General features: G+C 67.5%; 17 protein-coding genes. 5 read left to right on the top strand and 12 right to left on the bottom strand.

Annotated features, from left to right (window positions below; translation table 11 throughout):
• Positions 1-2: 2 nt before the first annotated feature.
• The 4 genes from ACFQZZ_RS24785 to mftC are packed head-to-tail and all read left to right on the top strand — an operon-like array spanning position 3 to position 1,953.
• Positions 3-386 (top strand): hypothetical protein, encoded by a 384-nt coding sequence (locus ACFQZZ_RS24785; protein WP_378685336.1) that lies wholly within the window; start codon positions 3-5, stop codon positions 384-386.
• A gap of 22 nt (positions 387-408) precedes the next feature.
• On the top strand, positions 409-504 hold the full coding sequence (gene mftA / locus ACFQZZ_RS24780; RefSeq protein WP_378685333.1) for a mycofactocin precursor MftA: 96 nt from the start codon (positions 409-411) through the stop codon (positions 502-504).
• Positions 494-787, top strand: coding sequence for a mycofactocin biosynthesis chaperone MftB (gene mftB, locus ACFQZZ_RS24775; protein ID WP_378685330.1), 294 nt, complete (start codon positions 494-496; stop codon positions 785-787). The genes mftA and mftB overlap by 11 nt, the downstream gene beginning before the upstream one ends.
• A complete protein-coding gene (gene mftC, locus ACFQZZ_RS24770; protein ID WP_378685327.1) occupies positions 784-1,953 on the top strand; it encodes a mycofactocin radical SAM maturase in 1,170 nt (389 codons plus the stop codon). Before mftB ends, mftC begins: the two co-directional genes overlap by 4 nt.
• A gap of 29 nt (positions 1,954-1,982) precedes the next feature.
• On the opposite strand, the gene ACFQZZ_RS24765 is transcribed toward mftC, so the two are convergent.
• From ACFQZZ_RS24765 to ACFQZZ_RS24745, 5 genes are all read right to left on the bottom strand, one after another.
• On the bottom strand, positions 1,983-3,362 hold the full coding sequence (locus tag ACFQZZ_RS24765; RefSeq protein ID WP_378685324.1) for an amidohydrolase family protein: 1,380 nt from the start codon (positions 3,360-3,362) through the stop codon (positions 1,983-1,985).
• A complete protein-coding gene (locus ACFQZZ_RS24760; RefSeq protein ID WP_378685321.1) occupies positions 3,356-4,591 on the bottom strand; it encodes a CoA transferase in 1,236 nt (411 codons plus the stop codon). The genes ACFQZZ_RS24765 and ACFQZZ_RS24760 overlap by 7 nt, the downstream gene beginning before the upstream one ends.
• 66 nt (positions 4,592-4,657) lie before the next feature.
• Positions 4,658-5,851, bottom strand: coding sequence for an enoyl-CoA hydratase/isomerase family protein (locus ACFQZZ_RS24755; RefSeq protein ID WP_378685318.1), 1,194 nt, complete (start codon positions 5,849-5,851; stop codon positions 4,658-4,660).
• Between the two features lie 13 nt (positions 5,852-5,864).
• On the bottom strand, positions 5,865-6,893 hold the full coding sequence (locus ACFQZZ_RS24750; protein WP_378685317.1) for a dihydrodipicolinate reductase: 1,029 nt from the start codon (positions 6,891-6,893) through the stop codon (positions 5,865-5,867).
• Between the two features lie 4 nt (positions 6,894-6,897).
• Positions 6,898-7,557 (bottom strand): TetR/AcrR family transcriptional regulator, encoded by a 660-nt coding sequence (locus tag ACFQZZ_RS24745; RefSeq protein ID WP_378685314.1) that lies wholly within the window; start codon positions 7,555-7,557, stop codon positions 6,898-6,900.
• Positions 7,558-7,666: 109 nt separating this feature from the next.
• Between ACFQZZ_RS24745 and ACFQZZ_RS24740 the strand changes: the two genes are divergently transcribed.
• The gene (locus tag ACFQZZ_RS24740) at positions 7,667-8,455 is read left to right on the top strand and encodes an enoyl-CoA hydratase (protein ID WP_378685311.1); all 789 of its coding nucleotides are present in this window, start codon (positions 7,667-7,669) and stop codon (positions 8,453-8,455) included.
• A 37-nt stretch (positions 8,456-8,492) separates the two neighbouring features.
• Here ACFQZZ_RS24740 and ACFQZZ_RS24735 read toward each other — a convergent pair whose 3' ends face one another.
• Genes ACFQZZ_RS24735 through ACFQZZ_RS24705 form a run of 7 tightly spaced genes read right to left on the bottom strand, consistent with a single transcriptional unit; the run spans position 8,493 to position 16,321 of the window.
• The gene (locus ACFQZZ_RS24735) at positions 8,493-9,719 is read right to left on the bottom strand and encodes an acyl-CoA dehydrogenase family protein (RefSeq protein WP_378685309.1); all 1,227 of its coding nucleotides are present in this window, start codon (positions 9,717-9,719) and stop codon (positions 8,493-8,495) included.
• Positions 9,716-10,846, bottom strand: a complete 1,131-nt coding sequence (locus tag ACFQZZ_RS24730) for an acyl-CoA dehydrogenase family protein (protein ID WP_378685307.1) — start codon at positions 10,844-10,846, stop codon at positions 9,716-9,718. Before ACFQZZ_RS24730 ends, ACFQZZ_RS24735 begins: the two co-directional genes overlap by 4 nt.
• Positions 10,847-10,885: 39 nt before the next feature.
• Complete coding sequence (locus ACFQZZ_RS24725; protein WP_378685304.1) at positions 10,886-12,544, bottom strand: OB-fold domain-containing protein; 1,659 nt, start codon at positions 12,542-12,544, stop codon at positions 10,886-10,888.
• A gap of 38 nt (positions 12,545-12,582) precedes the next feature.
• On the bottom strand, positions 12,583-13,944 hold the full coding sequence (locus ACFQZZ_RS24720) for a cytochrome P450 (protein WP_378685301.1): 1,362 nt from the start codon (positions 13,942-13,944) through the stop codon (positions 12,583-12,585).
• A 10-nt stretch (positions 13,945-13,954) separates the two neighbouring features.
• Positions 13,955-14,149: a ferredoxin gene (locus ACFQZZ_RS24715; RefSeq protein WP_357323735.1), complete on the bottom strand. Its 195-nt coding sequence runs from the start codon at positions 14,147-14,149 to the stop codon at positions 13,955-13,957.
• A gap of 13 nt (positions 14,150-14,162) precedes the next feature.
• Complete coding sequence (locus tag ACFQZZ_RS24710; RefSeq protein WP_378685298.1) at positions 14,163-15,023, bottom strand: mycofactocin-coupled SDR family oxidoreductase; 861 nt, start codon at positions 15,021-15,023, stop codon at positions 14,163-14,165.
• A gap of 44 nt (positions 15,024-15,067) precedes the next feature.
• A complete protein-coding gene (locus tag ACFQZZ_RS24705) occupies positions 15,068-16,321 on the bottom strand; it encodes an amidohydrolase family protein (RefSeq protein WP_378685297.1) in 1,254 nt (417 codons plus the stop codon).
• Positions 16,322-16,433: the final 112 nt, after the last annotated feature.

The following is a 16,433-nucleotide window of genomic DNA, read 5'->3' as shown; positions in this document are numbered from 1 at the left end:
CGATGAACGAAGTCGTCGCCTTGGTCTGCGGGGGCGCAGCCCGCCGGCGGAAGGTGCTCGAACAGGCAGCGCGGCGCGCGGGATTCGGCGGGGCGGTCCATGTCGTCTGCGACGGCTCGCTGACTGTGAATCTGTCGGGCGCGTTCGCGTTCTACGGCGTCGTCCTCGATGCCGACCTCCTCGAGGATGCGAATTTCGCGCAGACCGCGGACACCCTCGCGCCGCACACCTGTGCGTGGACGTGGTCGCACGCCGTGCTGGGTGCGCGGGCCGAAGCGTTCGCGCTGGCCGCCCGGCTCGGTGCGCCACTGGTGCTGACCGCCCGCCCCGCGCTACGCAAGAGCCGAATTATCGTGAACGAGAACGCGGTCGACGTCAGGGTGTGACACACACCGGAAAGGAGTTGTCATGAGTAGCAACGGTTTCGACGGCGAGGACACCGAGCTTGTCGAGGAGGTCCTCGTAGAAGAGGTTTCGATCGATGGAATGTGCGGTGTCTACTGACCCGCCGCGGACCTTTGAACTGGATCTCGCCTGGGGCTTGTCCGAGCAGGTCTCGGTGCGGCCGGAACGATTCGGTGCGCTGCTGTACCACTTCGGCACCCGGCGCCTGTCGTTCTTGAAGAGCCCCACGCTGTTCCAGGTGGTACGCACCCTGGCCGACTCGGCTTCGGCGCGGCAGGCATGCGCACTCGCCGGGGTCACCGCGGCCGAACTCCCCGCCTATCGCAACGCCCTGGCCGGACTGGCCGCCACCAACATGATCCGGAAGAGGGATGCCGTATGACGGCCGCACCGCTGCCCTTGGTCCAGCATTTCCAATCCGGCCTCGATGCCCCGATCTGCCTGACCTGGGAGCTGACCTACGCCTGCAATCTGGCCTGCGTGCACTGCCTGTCGAGTTCGGGCCGGCGCGACCCCCGGGAGCTGAGCACAGCCGAATGCCTGTCGCTGATCGACGAATTCGAGCGGATGCAGGTGTTCTATGTGAACATCGGCGGCGGCGAGCCTACGGTTCGGCCGGACTTCTGGGAGATCGTCGACTACGCGACCGAGCACCACGTGGGAGTGAAGTTCTCCACCAACGGGGTGCGGATCAACCCCGCCGCGGCCACCCGCATCGCCACCAACAGCTATGTGGACGTGCAGATTTCCCTCGACGGCGCATCCGAAGCGGTGAATGACGCGGTCCGCGGCAAGGGGTCCTTCGCCACCGCGATCCGGGCCATGGAACTGCTGGCCTCCGCGGGCGCGGACGGCTTCAAGCTCTCGGTCGTGATGACCCGGCACAATGTCGGCCAGCTCGACGGCCTGCTGGCCATCGCCGACATGTTCGACGCGCAACTGCGCCTCACCCGGCTGCGGCCCTCGGGTCGCGGCGCCGACAGCTGGGACGACCTCCATCTGCTCCCGGAACAGCAGCGGACACTGTACGACTGGCTGCTCGAGCACGGCGACCACGTTCTCACCGGCGACTCGTTCTTCCACCTCGCCGCCTACGGCGCGCCACTGCCCGGCCTGAACCTGTGCGGTGCGGGCCGCGTGGTGTGCCTGGTCGACCCGATCGGCGACGTCTATGCCTGCCCGTTCACCATCCACGAAGAGTTCAAGGCCGGAAACATTCGCTCCGCGGGCGGCTTCACACGGATCTGGCGCGAATCGGAACGCTTCACCGAACTACGCCGCCCGCAAACCGGTGGCGCGTGCACCTCTTGCTCGGCCTTCGACAGCTGCCGCGGCGGGTGTATGGCCGCGAAATTCTTCACCGGCCTCCCGCTCGACGGGCCAGATCCGGAATGTGTTCGCGGACACGGCGAATCGGCTCTGCTGAGTGCCGATCGCGGCCGTGCGCCACGGCCGTCGCAGGATCATTCGAGGACCGGGCGATCGGTGGGGATAGGGATGCCGAGGGTGCCGTCGCGCGCCTGCGATGAAAGTCCGCTGGCGGGTTGAGCCTTTCCCTCGGCTCGTCGCGCGGCAGATCAGACCGGCCGACCGCCCACGATGGTGGCGGCGACGAGCTCGGCGCCGGCGGTCGGATCGGCGACGAGGTCCTCGGGCCCAGCCGACAGCAGGACAAGGTCGGCTGTCGCCCCAGGGCGGATGGTCCGCGGCCGCGCGGGTCGATCGGGGCTGCCGAAGAAGAGAGACAGCGCACGCGGCAACGAAATCGACTCCGCGCCAGAGGCATTCGCCTGCCGTGTGGTGGCGGCCGCGAGTACACGCCAGGGGTCGGCACTGCCGAACGGTGCGTCGGTTCCCGCCGCTACCGCGACCCCGCGCTTCAGCAGTGAACCCAGTCGCCACAGATCCACCCGATCTGCTTCGGGCACCTCCCTGGCGTATTGGGTGGCCCGCTCGACCGGGAAGTGGGGCTGGGTGACCACGGTCAGTGCCGCGGCACGCAACTGGTCTGTGACCGAATCCGGAACTATCGCACCGTGTTCGATGCGGTCGCCGGGGCGCGTACCCGCGCAGTCGAGCGCCGCGAGGGTGAGAATCAGTTGCACTCGGGTCACACAGTGCACGGCGACCGGGCGGTCCGCCGCGTGCGCCGCGCGCATGGTGTCGGCGAGGTCATCAAGCGTCGGGAGCGATGTATCGTCCAGCAGAATCTTGGTGGGCCCCAGCGTGAACCGCTCGACCACTGGGTCGGTGATCGCTGGGGGAGCCATGCAGTGCAGCCGCTGCACTATCCGCCCATCGGCTACCGCGCCGGCCAACTCCGCGACCTCGTGCTGTGTCAGCCCGGGTGTGGCATCGGTGAACCCCGTGATTCCGTAGCGTGCGGCCCGGCGGCTGACCTCCGCGAGATCCAGTGGCAGGGCGGGGATCCGCTCGCCCAGCCAGGAATCCAAACGCCACAGCCGGCCGGTGGGCTGCCCGGTCGCATCGCGTTCCACTCCTGGGGCGGTGCACGCATCGAGACCGATCTCAATGCAGGCGGCCGAATTCAGCATCCACAGCGCGCCGCTGCGATGCTGGATACGGATCGGGCGGGCCGGCAGGGCGCGGTCGAGTATCCGCCGATTCAGTGACCCGGCGACCGACTCGTGATAGCCGATGCCTCGAATCCACCTCCCGGCCGGCTGTTCCGCGTCGAGCCGTCGCAATTCGGCGAGCAGACCGCCGAGATCCGTAATCCGCTCTGGGCCCAGTGACGCCGAATCAGCGCGGGCGGCCAGCGCCCGCAGGTGAATATGGTGATCGTGCAGCCCTGGCAGCAGCCAGCCGCCCCGTACATCGATATCGTCCTCACCGGGCAGCGGGCGCAGCGCGGTCCCGCATTCGACGATGCGCGCCCCGTCCCATCGGACATCGGTGTGCCCGCTACCGAAGATGCGCGCGCGCCGGATCAGCATCGAGCGCCGCCCGCCCGTGGCGCCGATTCCGGAATGGGTGGTGGCAGCACGCGCTGAGTGTGTTCGTAGGCAGTGCACTCCACGTTCCACCCGTCGCCATGCGGGACAACTCGGTGCGGACCGTGGTCGAGGCCCGGAGCCGCCGCGAACGCCGCGGCCGTGGCCCGCATAGACAGATCGATCAGCACCCCGCCGCCGGCCTGCACGGCGGTCGCGACCGCGAGCGCCGCGCAGATTCCGGACAGCGGGTCCGCGATGGCGTCACCGCAGAACACCGGCCCGTCCACGTCCCAGCCCACCAGACCACCCGCCGCGGCGGCGTCGTCACCGAAGGCGACCCGCAGCGGATCCGCCCGCCCATACCCGGTGAGACTCAGCCACACTCGGCCGGGGCGATGCGCCACCTCCTCCGGAGCCAGGCCGAGCTGCCTCAGCGCCCGCGGCCGCGACGCCTCGATGACGACATCCGCCGCGGCGATCAGATCCGCCAATTCCCTGCGCCCGGCGGCAGCGTGAAAATCGACGGTCCGGAACTCCTTGCCCTCATGTAACCAGCCGAACAACTCCGGGCCCACCGCCCGGCCCCCGTCCGGGCGGTGGGCGCTCTCGACCTTCACGACCCGAGCGCCGGCCAGCCCGAGCAGCCGCGCGCACAGCGGCCCTGCCCACAACGCCGAGAGATCGACCACCAGGCAATCCCGCAGGTTCACAGTGGGATCGGAGGAGGCAATGCGGGAGGCTCTCCACGGCAGTGCACTTCTCGCCCCGAATGGCAGTCCGAGCCCGCTGGATGGCCTCGCCGGCACGACCGCCGCGGGTACGCCGAGTAATTGAGCTCGCTCGGCCAGCGCCCCCGCCGACCACTGACGTGCCGCATCGGCGAGCGCCGTCCAAGCGCCGGCTCCCGTTGCGCTACCGAGTATCGCCGGAACAGCGTCGAAATCGTCGGGCCGGGCCAATGTCACCACGCACCAGCCGTCAGCCGTGCGCAGCATCCGGCTCGCGCCGCCCACCGACCGTCGTCCGTCCCGGCCCCGCCCAGACCACCCGGCCCGCCCGAAAACCGTTGCCGCCGCATCGATCACCACTCGCTCACCCACCTGACCGGTCACGAGTGCCAGCGCGTCCGCCACCGTACCGAGCAACTCATAGGCGGGTGCGGGGGACATCACCGGCACCCCGCCACGGTGTCCGGTGAGCGCCATCCCGCCCGAGGACGCCCAGCTCATGACAGGACAATTTCGAAGCTCGCCGGATGCCAGGGCGTGCAGGTGCCGCGGTGTGTTCTCCAACTTTCAGCCCGCCGTTCCGGTGACTTCGTCCACCAGCCCCCACCGCAGCGCCTTGCGAGCGGACAACGGTGTGCCGGTCAGCATCAGCCAGGCGGCGCGCCAGCGGCCGATGCGACGGGGCACGCTCACCGTTCCGCCCGCGCCCGGGATGAGCCCCATCGCGACCTCCGGGAAGCGAAACCAGGTGTCCGGCGCGGCTACGATATGACTAGCGAACGCCGCCATCTCGGCTCCGGCGCCGATGCACGCGCCGTGCACGTGGGCGGTCAACCGCTCGGCGACCCGGTCCAGCACCCGCCACGGCGCGCGGTCCAAGCGCACCAGGTAGGCGGCGACCGGATCTGTGGCGGCGCCGAATTCGTCCAGGTCGCCGCCGCTGCAGAACACGGGCCCCGCACCGCTGAGCGCGACGGCTTCGATGGCAGGGTCGGCCTCGGCCACTGTCAGCGCGCTGAGCAGTTCTTCCCGAAGCCGGACACCGAGCGCATTCCGCCGCGCCGGTTGATTCAGCACGATCGAGAGCCGCGTTCCCTCGCGCTGCATCCGCACCAGATCACCGCCCAGACCTGAGCTACACCCGAAGTCCGCCCCGCCGGTCACCTCCGATACGTCTCCCGGGCCCGAGCCGCCGATTGCGTCCCAAGCACCCCCGGGTCCCATATCCTCGAGAACCCCTGACGCCCGAGCCGGCCGAGCCTCGTCGCGTTGGCCCAGCCAACGCGCGAACTCGTTCCCGCTCAGCAACATCGAGTACACCGCCGCCTCCGCGGCCAGCGCCGACGTGGTCCTCGCACCATCGGTTCGTCTCAGCAGCTGCCCGCATGCCAGCGCCGCCTGCGGCGCATAGGCGACCGCCGCGGTCAATTGTTCCAGCGCCGCATCGACATCGAGCACCGGCACGACCTCGCGGTGCGGCCGCACCGACCGCTGTGCCGACTCTTCGGTGAGCGTCAGAGTGAGTGCGTCGAGCACGGGTTCGATTCCTCGCACGGATGGCGAGCGCAGCACACCGATCGTAAGTGGGAGGCTCTCGCGCAGTACACCTGCGGCGCGCGCAACGGTTGCTGGCGTAGCCGTTGCGAAGTCATCGAGTTCGACGATGATCAGGGGTGTGCCGGGAACCCCGGCCGGGGAGAGGTCCAACCCCGCGTGCAGCAGTTGGGCATGTATCGCTGCGATCCGGTCGGTCCCTGGCATCCGCGAGCCCACTTCACCGGGCGCCGACAAGATGCGGCAAATCTAGGGTGGTTCTTATCCCCGGTGCGGCGGCGCAGAGGGCGGGAACGGCATTAACTGCGCGGTTCGCTGTATAGCCGGGGGAGACCTCGGCCATGCGGGACAGGGGTATCGGGAAGCGGATATCGATGTCCAAGGGTGCGTCGCCGGCGATGTCGAGATGCCAGCCGGTCTCGCGCAGGTGCCATGCGGCATCGATGTCGGTGGTGCAGTACCAGGTGGCGCGGAAGCACAGCGACGCCTGCCCGGGGGATCGGGTGGACACCGTGATGCGCTGGGCAGCAACGGTTCCCGCTTCGATGGTACCGGCGGCGATGGTAATTTTCCGGAGTGCGGTGGCTGTCTCCCCGTGTGCCGTGACAGTCTCGACGGGAGTGCCGAAGGCGTCCGCGAGCAGGCGTAGCGACGGCCCGAAGCTCGCGCCGAGGTAATCGGCTCGGGCCTGGTCGAATTCGGCCGGTGATTGCCCGAACCCCATGATCTGAAAGAGCATCGCGGGGGAGTCGCGCTGGGAGAGGTCGGCGTATTCGTCGATGGTCAGGCTCTCCACCCGGCGCTGGACCGAGGCGAGCACCAAAGGCAGCGCCTCGGTGATGAACCCGGGGCTGCTGCCGGTGCTGTGGATCGAGGATCCGCCGGCGGCGCACGCCGCCTCGATCCGCTCGCGCAGTAGCGGGTCCATGCTCGGCGGGTGATGGAACTGCCCGCATGTCGTCACCACATTGATGCCCGCTCTCAGCAGCGCGACCACCTCCTGCTGGTCGAAAGCGCGCGGCATGTAGAGCACGCAATCCGCGCCCAGCCCGAGGATCTCGTCCACGCTGCCGGTCGCGAGAATTCCCGTCGCGGGCAGTCCGCACAGGTCGCCCGCATCGCGCCGGGCCTTCTCGGCCGAATGCGAATATACCCCGGCCAGAGCAAGATCCGGATGTTCGAGCACCGCTCGCAGCGAGCGTTTGCCGATGGTCCCGGTGGCCCACTGCGCCACCCGATATGCACTCATATTGTCACTCCTGACGTGCGACGCCCCGCGCGCACAGATTCCACACTTCGTCGGCGGTGATCGCATGGGGGCCATTGCGATCGGGGGTACCGGGTGATTGCGCCGTGAACATGACGGTCTGCATGACCAGGGCCGCCATCCGGCGCGGTGTGATCTCGGCGCGAACGTCGCCTTCCGTTTGCGCCTGTGTCATCAGCTCGGTGAACAGCGCCAGCAGTCCGGTGTGCGCGGTCTTGACCTGGGCCGGGTGGGTGGCCAGCAATTGCGGTGCGAAGTCGGTGAATAGCGGGCGCCGGGTTGCCGGGTCGGGGCGGCAGCGTTCGAAGAGCAGCTCGACGGCGATCCGCAGACGTTCGATCGGCGACACGATATCGGCCGTATCGGCGCGGATCTGCTCGGCCGACTGGTTGAGCGCGTCCTCGAACAGCGCCAGCAGCAGCTCGTGTTTGCCGTCGAATTGAAGGTAGAAGCTGCGCAGGGACTGGCCGGAGCGATCGACGACCTCTTGGACGGTGAGGTCGGTGGTGCCTTTTTCGTTGATGATCGCGTGGGCGGCATCGAGGAAGCGCTGAACCCGCAGCTCCGCACGAAGTTTCGCGGTGCGCAGCGAGCGCTCGACGGCACGCTGTTTCCAGGCCGGCTCGTCGGTTGGACTGGTGGTCACGGTCGCTTCGTCCCTCCACCTGTGAGATCCTTGATTCCGTACTGAGAGAATCGAATTCTCCGATTGTTGCACACGGTGGCGTTCAAGACGCGCCTATGAGGAGCCCCCGATGAATATTCGCTACGAGGTCGCGGACAAGGTAGCGACGATCACGCTGAATCGTCCCGAGGTCGCCAATGCCCAGAATGCGGCGCTACTGGACGAACTCGACGCCGCCTGGCGCCGCGCCGCGGACGACGACGAGGTCGCGGTGATCCTGCTGCGCGCCGAGGGCAAGCACTTCTCCGCCGGTCACGATCTGAAGGGCGACAGCTCCGGGCCCCGCCCCGACAAGATCACCCTGGAAATGCTCTACGCCACCGAATCACGGCGTTACCTGGAGTATTCGCTGCGCTGGCGAAATGTGCCGAAACCGTCCATCGCCGCGGTACAGGGCCGCTGTATCGCGGGTGGACTACTGCTGTGCTGGCCGTGCGATCTGATCATCGCCGCCGACGACGCGCAATTCTCCGACCCGGTGGTGCTCATGGGCATCGGCGGTGTCGAATACCACGGGCACACTTGGGAACTCGGACCGCGCAAGGCGAAGGAGATTCTGTTCACGGCCCAGTCGGTCAGCGGGGTGGAGGCCGAGCGGCTCGGAATGGTGAACAAGGTGGTGCCTCGGGCGGAACTGGACACGCAAGCGCTGGCGCTCGCGCACCGGATCGCGAAGATGCCCGCCTTCGGCCTGCGGCAGGCCAAGCGCGCGGTGAATCAGACGCTCGATATCCAGGGCTTCTACGCCGCGATCCAGTCTGTGTTCGACATCCATCAGACCGGGCACGGAAACGCGTTGAGCGTCAACGGCTACCCGATCCTGGTGGATCTGGAAGAGATGAAACACTCGAATCGCTAGCGGGCTCGTGGCCCGGGTCCGATGACCCGGGCTGGTGCTAGCGACCCCGCTTGACCTGATTGAACGGCAGGTCGCGGTCGGCCGCGAATTCACGTGGCATGCCCAGCAGTCGTTCGCTGATGATGTTGCGCGACATTTCGGTACTGCCGCCCGCCAGACTCCACGCCGCGCGGAACAGATAGTCGAGTCCGATCCGATGCTCGGGGTCGTGCGCGCCCGCGGTGGCGGCGGCGGCTCCGGCGATCTTCACGGCCGTATCCGCCTGTAGCGCGGCGTTATCGGCGCTGAACACTCGCACGAGGGAGCCCGCCGCGGGCGGCATCGCACCCGTGGAGATGGCCTGCGAGACATGGGTGATGAGCTGATCACGGACAATACTCCGGGCCCGTGCCGCGCCGATGTCCTCCCGCACCCGGGAATCCTCGATCCCGCCGACCGCGCGCGCCAGCTCGACCAGCGCGGTGACATCGCCGCCCAGATGCGGCCGCGCCCCACTGGTATAGGGCGAGGTACCGCCGACCGCCGCGCGTTCGTGGTTCAGCAGCCGCTGTGTGGCGGTCCAGCCGTCGTCCACCGTGCCCAGCACCGCGTCGGCGGGCAGCCGCACATCGTCGAAGAACTCCTGACAGAACTCGGTAGACCCCGTGACCTGTCTGATGCGCTGAATCGTCACGCCCGGCGCGTGACACGGGACGAGGAACAGGGTGAGCCCATTGTGTTTGGGGACCTCCCAATTCGTGCGCGCCAGGCATAGCCCGTAGTCGGAGCCGTAGGCCCCGGAACTCCAGATCTTGGCGCCGTTGAGAACCCATTCCGCCCCGTCGCGGTCCGCGCGGGTGGTGAGACCGGCCAGATCCGAGCCCCCGCGCGGTTCGGACAAGAACTGCGACAGGATCTCCTGCCCGCGCAGCACCGCCGGCAGGTGGGCGCGCTTCTGCTCCTCGGTGCCGAGATCCAGGATGGTGGCCGCGCAGATGGCCAGCGTCGGCACATTGAGCACCAGCGGCATCTCGTAACCGAGCGACTCTTCGGTGAAGGCTTGCTGATGCGCTGGTGTAAGCCCTTGGCCGCCGTAGGCGTTCGGGAAGCAGATGCCGGCGAACCCGCCGTCGTAAAGTTGTCGCTGCAGCGTGCGAGCGCGGTCCCAGATGGCGTCGTCGTCCGCACCGGTATAGGCCTTGGACGTCGGCGCGAGGTTGTCTTTCAGCCAGTTCCGGGCGCGTTCGCGGAACTCCGGGACGGTCTCGATATCGGTGGCGCTCATGCGGCGGTCTGCTCCAAGAATTCGGTGATGCGGCGGTACTGCTCCTCGGGGGTGCCGTAGAGCGCCCGGCCGAGGGTGACGCGGCGCAGATAAAGATGCAGATCGTGTTCCCAGGTGACCCCGATCCCGCCGTGCAGCTGCACGCAGTCCTGCACGATGACCGGGGCCCGGTCGCCGACATAGGCTTTCGCGACCGCGGCGCACTCCGGCGCGGATTCCGCGCCGTCGTCCCACGCCGCGGCGGCCGCCCGAGCGGTCGCGCGAGCGGCTTCGAGCCAGGTTTTGTTGTCGGCCATCCGATGCTTGAGTGCCTGATAGGACGCCAGCAGACGGCCGAAGGTATAGCGGTCGAACATCCACCCGACGGTGGCATCGAAGGCCCGGTCGGTCGCGCCGACCATCTCGACGGCGGTCAAGGCGGACGCGACTTGAAGCTGGGCGTGCGCGGCCGCCGAGGCGTCCTGGCCGCGCTGTACCACCGTCGCTGGCGCCACGGTCACGTCGGTGAATTCGACTGCCGCCGTAGTCCGGACCAGATCCAGTGTCCAGGTGCGGGTGACCCGTACACCCGCCGCCGTCGCGGGTACGAGTAGCTGCACCGGGCCGCCGGGGCTGTGCGCGGTCACCAGGAACAAGTCCGCGTCCTCGCCGTACTCGACCCGATCCTTGGTCCCCGTCAGGTGATAGCCGTCGCCGTCGGGTGTGGCCAGGCAGCCGGGAACTTCCAGGTCGAGTCCACGCCCAGGCTCATAGAGCGCCCAGGTAGCGATCGAGGTACCGGCGACGATCGCGTTGATCTGCTCGGCGAACCGATCACCCGCCCGCGCCAATCCGGCGAGCACGGCGCTGGTCGCGGCGAGAGGACCGGGCGCGCAGGCTCTGCCGAATTCTGTAGCGACAGCGGCGAGTTCGGTGAGGGGACGTCCGGAAACGCTACCGCCGCCCATGGTTTCAGGGACCAGCGGTGCGGTCCAGCCCAGTTCGGCTCCGCGCCGCCACCAATCGCGATCCAGCCCAGTTCTGCTCTCCCCGAGGGCGCGCACGGTGGTAAGCGGGACCGTGTCGGCGAGGAAGTCTCGCGTGGTCTCCTGAAAAAGCCGCTGGTCGGCCGTGAGTGCGAGGTTCATGGAATCGCGGTCCTCGTTCGGATGATTCGTGATCGGGTGTCAGGTTCCAGTGCGGAGCAGGATCGCGCCGCCCGGAGTGAGTCCGCCGCTCGAGACCACCCCGACCCGCGCGCCCGGCACCTGCCGGTCGCCCGCTTCGCCGCGCAGTTGCGTGACGGCCTCGTGCAACAGGCCCATGCCGTGGGTACGGCCGTGCGAGAGCTGTCCGCCATGAGTGTTCAACGGCAGCAAACCGTCGCGCGCGATGTTCTTCCCGCCCTCGAGGAAATCACCGGCCTCCCCGATCCCGCAGAAGCCGAGCGCCTCGATCCAGGACAGGCAGTTGAAGGTGAAGCCGTCGTAGAGTTCGGCGATGTCGACGTCGCTGGGGCGCAGGGTGGTTCGGGTCCACAGATGTGCGGCCGGGCCGAGCACCTGCGGTTCATGGGTCAGGGTGCTCTGATCCCATTCGATCCGCTCGATGATCTGGGTGCCCACGGCCTCCACCAGTACCGGTGGTTTGGGCAGGTCCCGCGCGGCGTTTATGGCCGAGACGATCACCGCGACCGCCCCGTCGCAGGGGACGTCGCAGTCGTAGAGGCCGAACGGCGTGGTGATGGTGCGGGCCGTGAGATAGTCGTCCATTGTCATCGGATCCCGGTACACCGCACTGGGATTGAGTTCGGCGTTGGCGCGCTGGTTGAGCGCGATCCAGCCCAGGCTCTCGCGGGTAGTGCCGTAACGGTGGAAGTGCCGCTGGGCGTTCTGGGCCAGGGTGTGCGCCGCCGAGGTGGCCCCGAACGGCGCCATCCAGCCAGCGCTGCGCCCGCCGGACGGGGTGATGCGACCGCTGCGCATCAGCTCGTTGAACGTGGCCTCCCAGACGGTGCGGAAGCACAGCACATGCCGGGCCAGCCCGCCCGCGACGGCCAGCATGGCCGCGATGACCGACCCGCCGGGACCGAAGGTTTCGATGCCGCCGTTGTGCCAGGTGGGCCGGATTCCGAGCGCCGCTTCCAGTGCGGTGACCCCGCCTTCGCCGAACCCACCCAGGTTCCCGCCACCGGGATAGGACGAGAGCCCGTCGATGTCGTCCATGGTGAGTCCGGCGTCGGTGACCGCGCGCTCACAGGCGCGCACGGTCAGTTGTAATGGCGGCACCATGAGTCGGCGGCCGATCTCGGACATGCCGACCCCGGTCAGCGCGACCTCGTCCTCGAATTTGCGCTGCCGGATCATCGGGCGCACGTGCCGCCAGATCTCTTGCGGCGCGATCTCGTCGATCGGCAGCGCGGCGGGCTCGGGTTGATCGCGGACCGGCCGGAACAGCGGCAGCCAGACGTCGCCGTCGGCCCGGAACGTCACCTCGACCCGCATGCCGAGTACGAGATCGGCTGGGTCGCAGTCGATCACGTTGGTGGTCAAGCGGACTCGCGGGTCGTCTTCGAGCGCCACCTGTGCCACCACGTAGGGCGCGGGCAGCCCGGGCCCACCGAAACGCTCGTTGACGGTGAACCCGGCCAGCGTGGCGAAGCCCGAGATGGCCCGCACCCCCAGCTCGTGACCTCTGCAGTAGCGGCACACCGGTTGCGGCGGATGGATCAGCGCCGCACAGGAACGGCACTCCTGGATACGCAACCGGCCGTCCGCGCCGGAAGTCCAGAAGAACTCGTTGTCCAGGGTGAGCAGCGGTAGCGGTCGCCCCGAAGCCTCGGCCACATCGTCTCCTCGCAGTGTTGTCAGGATCGGCTCGGGATTCAGATCTGCGCCGCGTCCTTGTGCACCGTGACCGGTTCGGCGAGCCGCTGCTCATCGCAGACCTTTTGCAGCTTCTCCAGCGTCTCCTCGAGCCCCGGGCCCAGTCGCGGACCGGGCGTGAACGTGGCCGGCAGCTTTCGCATGCCCTGGATGACCGCGATCGTGTCGTAGTGCACCGTGGTATCGGGATCGCAGACGTAGTCGGGCATCCGGTCCAGCACCGCCACCAGCATCCGCTTGAACACCGTGCGCGCCACATTGGAACCGATGCACCGGTGCACGCCGAGGCCGAAGCTGTAGTGCCGGTTGCCTTTCCGGTCCAGGATCAGCTGTTCCGGATCGTCGAACACCTGGGGATCCCGATTGGCCATCGCCCAGGACAACCAGACGCGGTCGCCCTCCTCGAACCGCTGGCCGGCCACCTCGCAGTCCTCGGCGATGGTGCGGCCGTCGCCCGGCGCGGGCGTGTAGTAGCGCAGGAACTCCTCGGTCGCCGCGTCGAGCAGCACATCCCGTTCGTTGCTGAGGGTTTCACGCTCGCCCGGATTCTGCGACAGCCATTCCAATGCGTGCGCGGTGAGCGCCGTGGTGGTGTCGAAGCCGCCGCCGATGAGCAGCGCGAGCATGCCCAGCGCCTCCATGTCGGGCAGCGGTTCGCCGTTCAAGGTCGCTTTGGTCAGCGCGTAGATCAATCCGGGGCGGGGATTCTCCTTGATCTCGGCCATGTTCGTGAGCAGGTCGATCCCCATATTCCGATGCATTTCCGCGACCCGCGGATAGTCCTCGGACATCGGGGGCGTGTACACCGCCGCGTGCACCGGCTCGTTGTAGACCTCCCATTTGCGGAGCGGAACGCCGAGCATGGCCAGGGTCAGCACCGCGGGCACGATATTGGCCAGATCGTCGACGAAATCGATCCGCCCGCTTTCGATCTTCTCGTCGATCGCGGCGCGCACCACTTCGTCGATGAACGGCACCCAGCGTTTGACCGCGGCCGGAGACAGGTACGGGTTCAGCACCGAGCGCAATTCGCGATGCTCGGGTTCGTCCATCTCCAGAATGCCGCCGCGGATACCACGCGCCCGGGCCGGCGGCGGAATGCTGATTCCGCGGTAGCCCTTCCGAACCCCTTGTGGGTCATGGTCATTGGAGGTGTGCGGGCACCGGGCGAGGTCGAAAACCTCCCGATTGCCCGCCGCCACCCAGTGCCCGTCGTAGGTATCGGTCCAGGCGAGCGGGCACTTCTGCTGCATTTCCTGGGTGATGGCCTGGAAGTTGTCGCGATAGTCCGGCGCGAACCGGTCGAAATGAAAATTGGGCTGCTTACGCTCAATTGCCTGGTCGGCGTTCTCTACGGTCATGGTCTGCCCTCTATTCGCTGATGGAGATCGCGCGTTCAGGGCAGGAATGCACGGCTTCGCGCACCTCGGCCTCCTGATCGGCGGGGACGTCTGCGCTGACAGGCGACGAGTGACCGTCGATTTCACTGAGCTCGAAAGCTTTCGGGGCGATCATGGCGCACAGTGTGTGACCCTGGCAGCGGTCCGGATCGACTCGGACTTTCACGATTTCGTTCCCTTCAGATGTGGTAGTCGTACCACTTCAGATATCCGCCGGCATCGACGCGTATCTGTGAACCGGTGATGAATCGGGACTCGTCGGAGGCCAGGAACAGCACCGTGTTGGTGATGTCCTCGGGTTCGACATAGGGGACCGGCATCGCCTGCTGGACATGGAACGCGGGCTCGGCGTCGGCGCGCGTCGGCTTTTCGAGATCCGGCCGGAAGGACCGGTACATCGGCTCGCTCTGCAACATAGGGGTATTGCAGTTGGTCGGATGCACGACATTGGCGCGAATCATCTTGGGCGCGAGGTGGGTCGCGAGTTCGTGGACATACTGCGAGAGCAGCCGCTTGGCGACCATGTAGGCGACACCGCCCGGGTCCTTGCCCGGCCGGTCCACCTTGCTGACGTCCATCAGTGCCGCCACCGAGCCGGTCGCGATGATGGAGGAGCCGTCCGCGAGGTGCGGAATAGCGGCCTGCACCGCATTGATGACGCCCACCAGATTGGTGTCGATGACATCGGACCAGGCCTGCCACTGCGGCTGGCCCTTCATGCCGGCGATGCCCGCCTGGGCCACCACCGTGTCGAGGCGGCCGAATTCGGCAATGCCGCGCTCTAGTACGGCCCGCAGCGCGGCGGCGTCGCGCACGTCGGCAGGTTCGGCGACGATCCGCCGTCCGGCCTTCTCCACCAGCCGGACGGTCTCCTCGAGATCCTCCGGGGTGGACAGCGCGTAGCCGATGCTGTCGATATTGCGGCAGATATCGACCGCGATGATATCCGCGCCCTCTTCGGCCAGCCGGACGGCATGGCTGCGGCCCTGGCCGCGGGCTGCCCCGGTGATGAAGGCAACCTTGCCCTCGACTCTTCCCACGGGACTTTCCTTTCGATCGGTGAAACTGGTGTTCAGAAGTTGGGTCAGTGCGCGCGCTGGGCGTAGAGCTCGGCGTATTCCTTGCGCGAGCGGGTCGAGATGTCGACGTCCTGCGCGCGCGCCCGCAGCGCGCCGACGGTGGACTGCTCGCGCGAAGTGCGGGCGAAGGGGTCGATGCCGAAGAACCGGCAGGCGTTCTGCCAGGTGATCTTGTTGATATCGGTGTCGTCCGCGCCGGCGGCCTGCAGCTCGGCCAGCACGAATTCGGGGGCGTTGGGCCACAGCGAATCCGAATGCGGGTAATCGCATTCCCAGGCGATTGAGTCGATGCCGATCTCGTGGCGCAGTTTGAGTGAGGTCTTGTCGGTGACGTAGCAGGCCAGCACATGCTCGCGGAAGACCTCGCTGGGCATCTTGCCGCCGAAGTCGCGCCGCAGCCAGCGCTGATTGGTGTAGTGCCGATCCGAGCGATCCAGGAAGAACGGGATCCAACCGATGCCGCCCTCGGACAGCGCCACCTTCAGCTTGGGGAAGGTGCGGAAGGCCGGGCCCCACAGCAGATCCTGGGCCGCGAGCTGGGAAATGCTGGGGGCCAGCACCATCAGCGCGTCGATGGGGGAGTTGGGCGCCAGCCGCAGGGCGCCGAAGCCCTGGCCGATGTGCAGGTTCATCACCGTCTCGTTCTCCGACAGTGCGGTGAAGACCGGTCCCCAGTAGTCGATGTCGTGATAACTGGGCAGTCCGTCGATGTGCGGCAGTTCGGCCATCGTCACCGAATGACAGCCACGGGCGGCCAGGCGCTCGATCTCGGCGACCGCGAGAGCCGGATCCCACAGCGGCAGAATGGCATTGGGGATGAACCGGTCCGGGTAGGCGCCCACCCAGTCCTCGAGGTGCCAATCGTTGTAGGCCTGGATCATCGCGACGGTGATCTCGTCCTTGAAGTGGCTGAGATGACCCGCGCTGAATCCGGCGAAGGTGGGAAAGCACATCGAGAGGTGAATGCCGTTGACGTTCATGTCTTTGATGCGTTCGTGAATGTCGTAGACCGCCGGGCGCATCTCGGCGTAGCCGGCGGGATCGCGGCCCCATTCCTCCGGCGGCCAGGACACCACGGCGTTGAGCCCGGCCACGCCGGTGGGCCGGCCGCGGTACATCCACCGGTCGATGCCCTTCTCGTCCACCACTACCCGCGGCGTCTCCTCGGCCCACTTGCTCGGCACCCGGCCATCGAACATGTTGTGCGGCTCGACGACGTGGTCGTCGATGCTCACCAGAATGAGGTCGTCGATGTTCATGTGATTCCTCGCTGTGTGACTGGGTCGGCGGGGCTGTACACGCCGGTCCAATAGAGAGAGATTGTCAATCTCACATATAGAGAATGTCACTCTCCAACGACAATAACAGGAC

The organism is Nocardia sp. GCM10030253 (assembly GCF_042675075.1).
Classification (GTDB): domain Bacteria; phylum Actinomycetota; class Actinomycetes; order Mycobacteriales; family Mycobacteriaceae; genus Nocardia.
Note: the sequence above shows the minus strand (reverse complement) of the source record. Positions and strands in the feature narration are given on the sequence as shown.

Excerpts from the sequence above, each read along its gene's own strand:
- ACFQZZ_RS24785 (WP_378685336.1), top strand. The coding sequence starts at position 3 with ATGAACGAAGTCGTCGCCTTGGTCTGCGGGGGCGCAGCCCGCCGGCGG.
- mftA (WP_378685333.1), top strand. The coding sequence starts at position 409 with ATGAGTAGCAACGGTTTCGACGGCGAGGACACCGAGCTTGTCGAGGAG.
- mftC (WP_378685327.1), top strand. The coding sequence starts at position 784 with ATGACGGCCGCACCGCTGCCCTTGGTCCAGCATTTCCAATCCGGCCTC.
- ACFQZZ_RS24765 (WP_378685324.1), bottom strand. The coding sequence starts at position 3,362 with ATGCTGATCCGGCGCGCGCGCATCTTCGGTAGCGGGCACACCGATGTC.
- ACFQZZ_RS24760 (WP_378685321.1), bottom strand. The coding sequence starts at position 4,591 with ATGAGCTGGGCGTCCTCGGGCGGGATGGCGCTCACCGGACACCGTGGC.
- ACFQZZ_RS24755 (WP_378685318.1), bottom strand. The coding sequence starts at position 5,851 with ATGCCAGGGACCGACCGGATCGCAGCGATACATGCCCAACTGCTGCAC.
- ACFQZZ_RS24750 (WP_378685317.1), bottom strand. The coding sequence starts at position 6,893 with ATGAGTGCATATCGGGTGGCGCAGTGGGCCACCGGGACCATCGGCAAA.
- ACFQZZ_RS24740 (WP_378685311.1), top strand. The coding sequence starts at position 7,667 with ATGAATATTCGCTACGAGGTCGCGGACAAGGTAGCGACGATCACGCTG.
- ACFQZZ_RS24735 (WP_378685309.1), bottom strand. The coding sequence starts at position 9,719 with ATGAGCGCCACCGATATCGAGACCGTCCCGGAGTTCCGCGAACGCGCC.
- ACFQZZ_RS24730 (WP_378685307.1), bottom strand. The coding sequence starts at position 10,846 with ATGAACCTCGCACTCACGGCCGACCAGCGGCTTTTTCAGGAGACCACG.
- ACFQZZ_RS24720 (WP_378685301.1), bottom strand. The coding sequence starts at position 13,944 with ATGACCGTAGAGAACGCCGACCAGGCAATTGAGCGTAAGCAGCCCAAT.
- ACFQZZ_RS24705 (WP_378685297.1), bottom strand. The coding sequence starts at position 16,321 with ATGAACATCGACGACCTCATTCTGGTGAGCATCGACGACCACGTCGTC.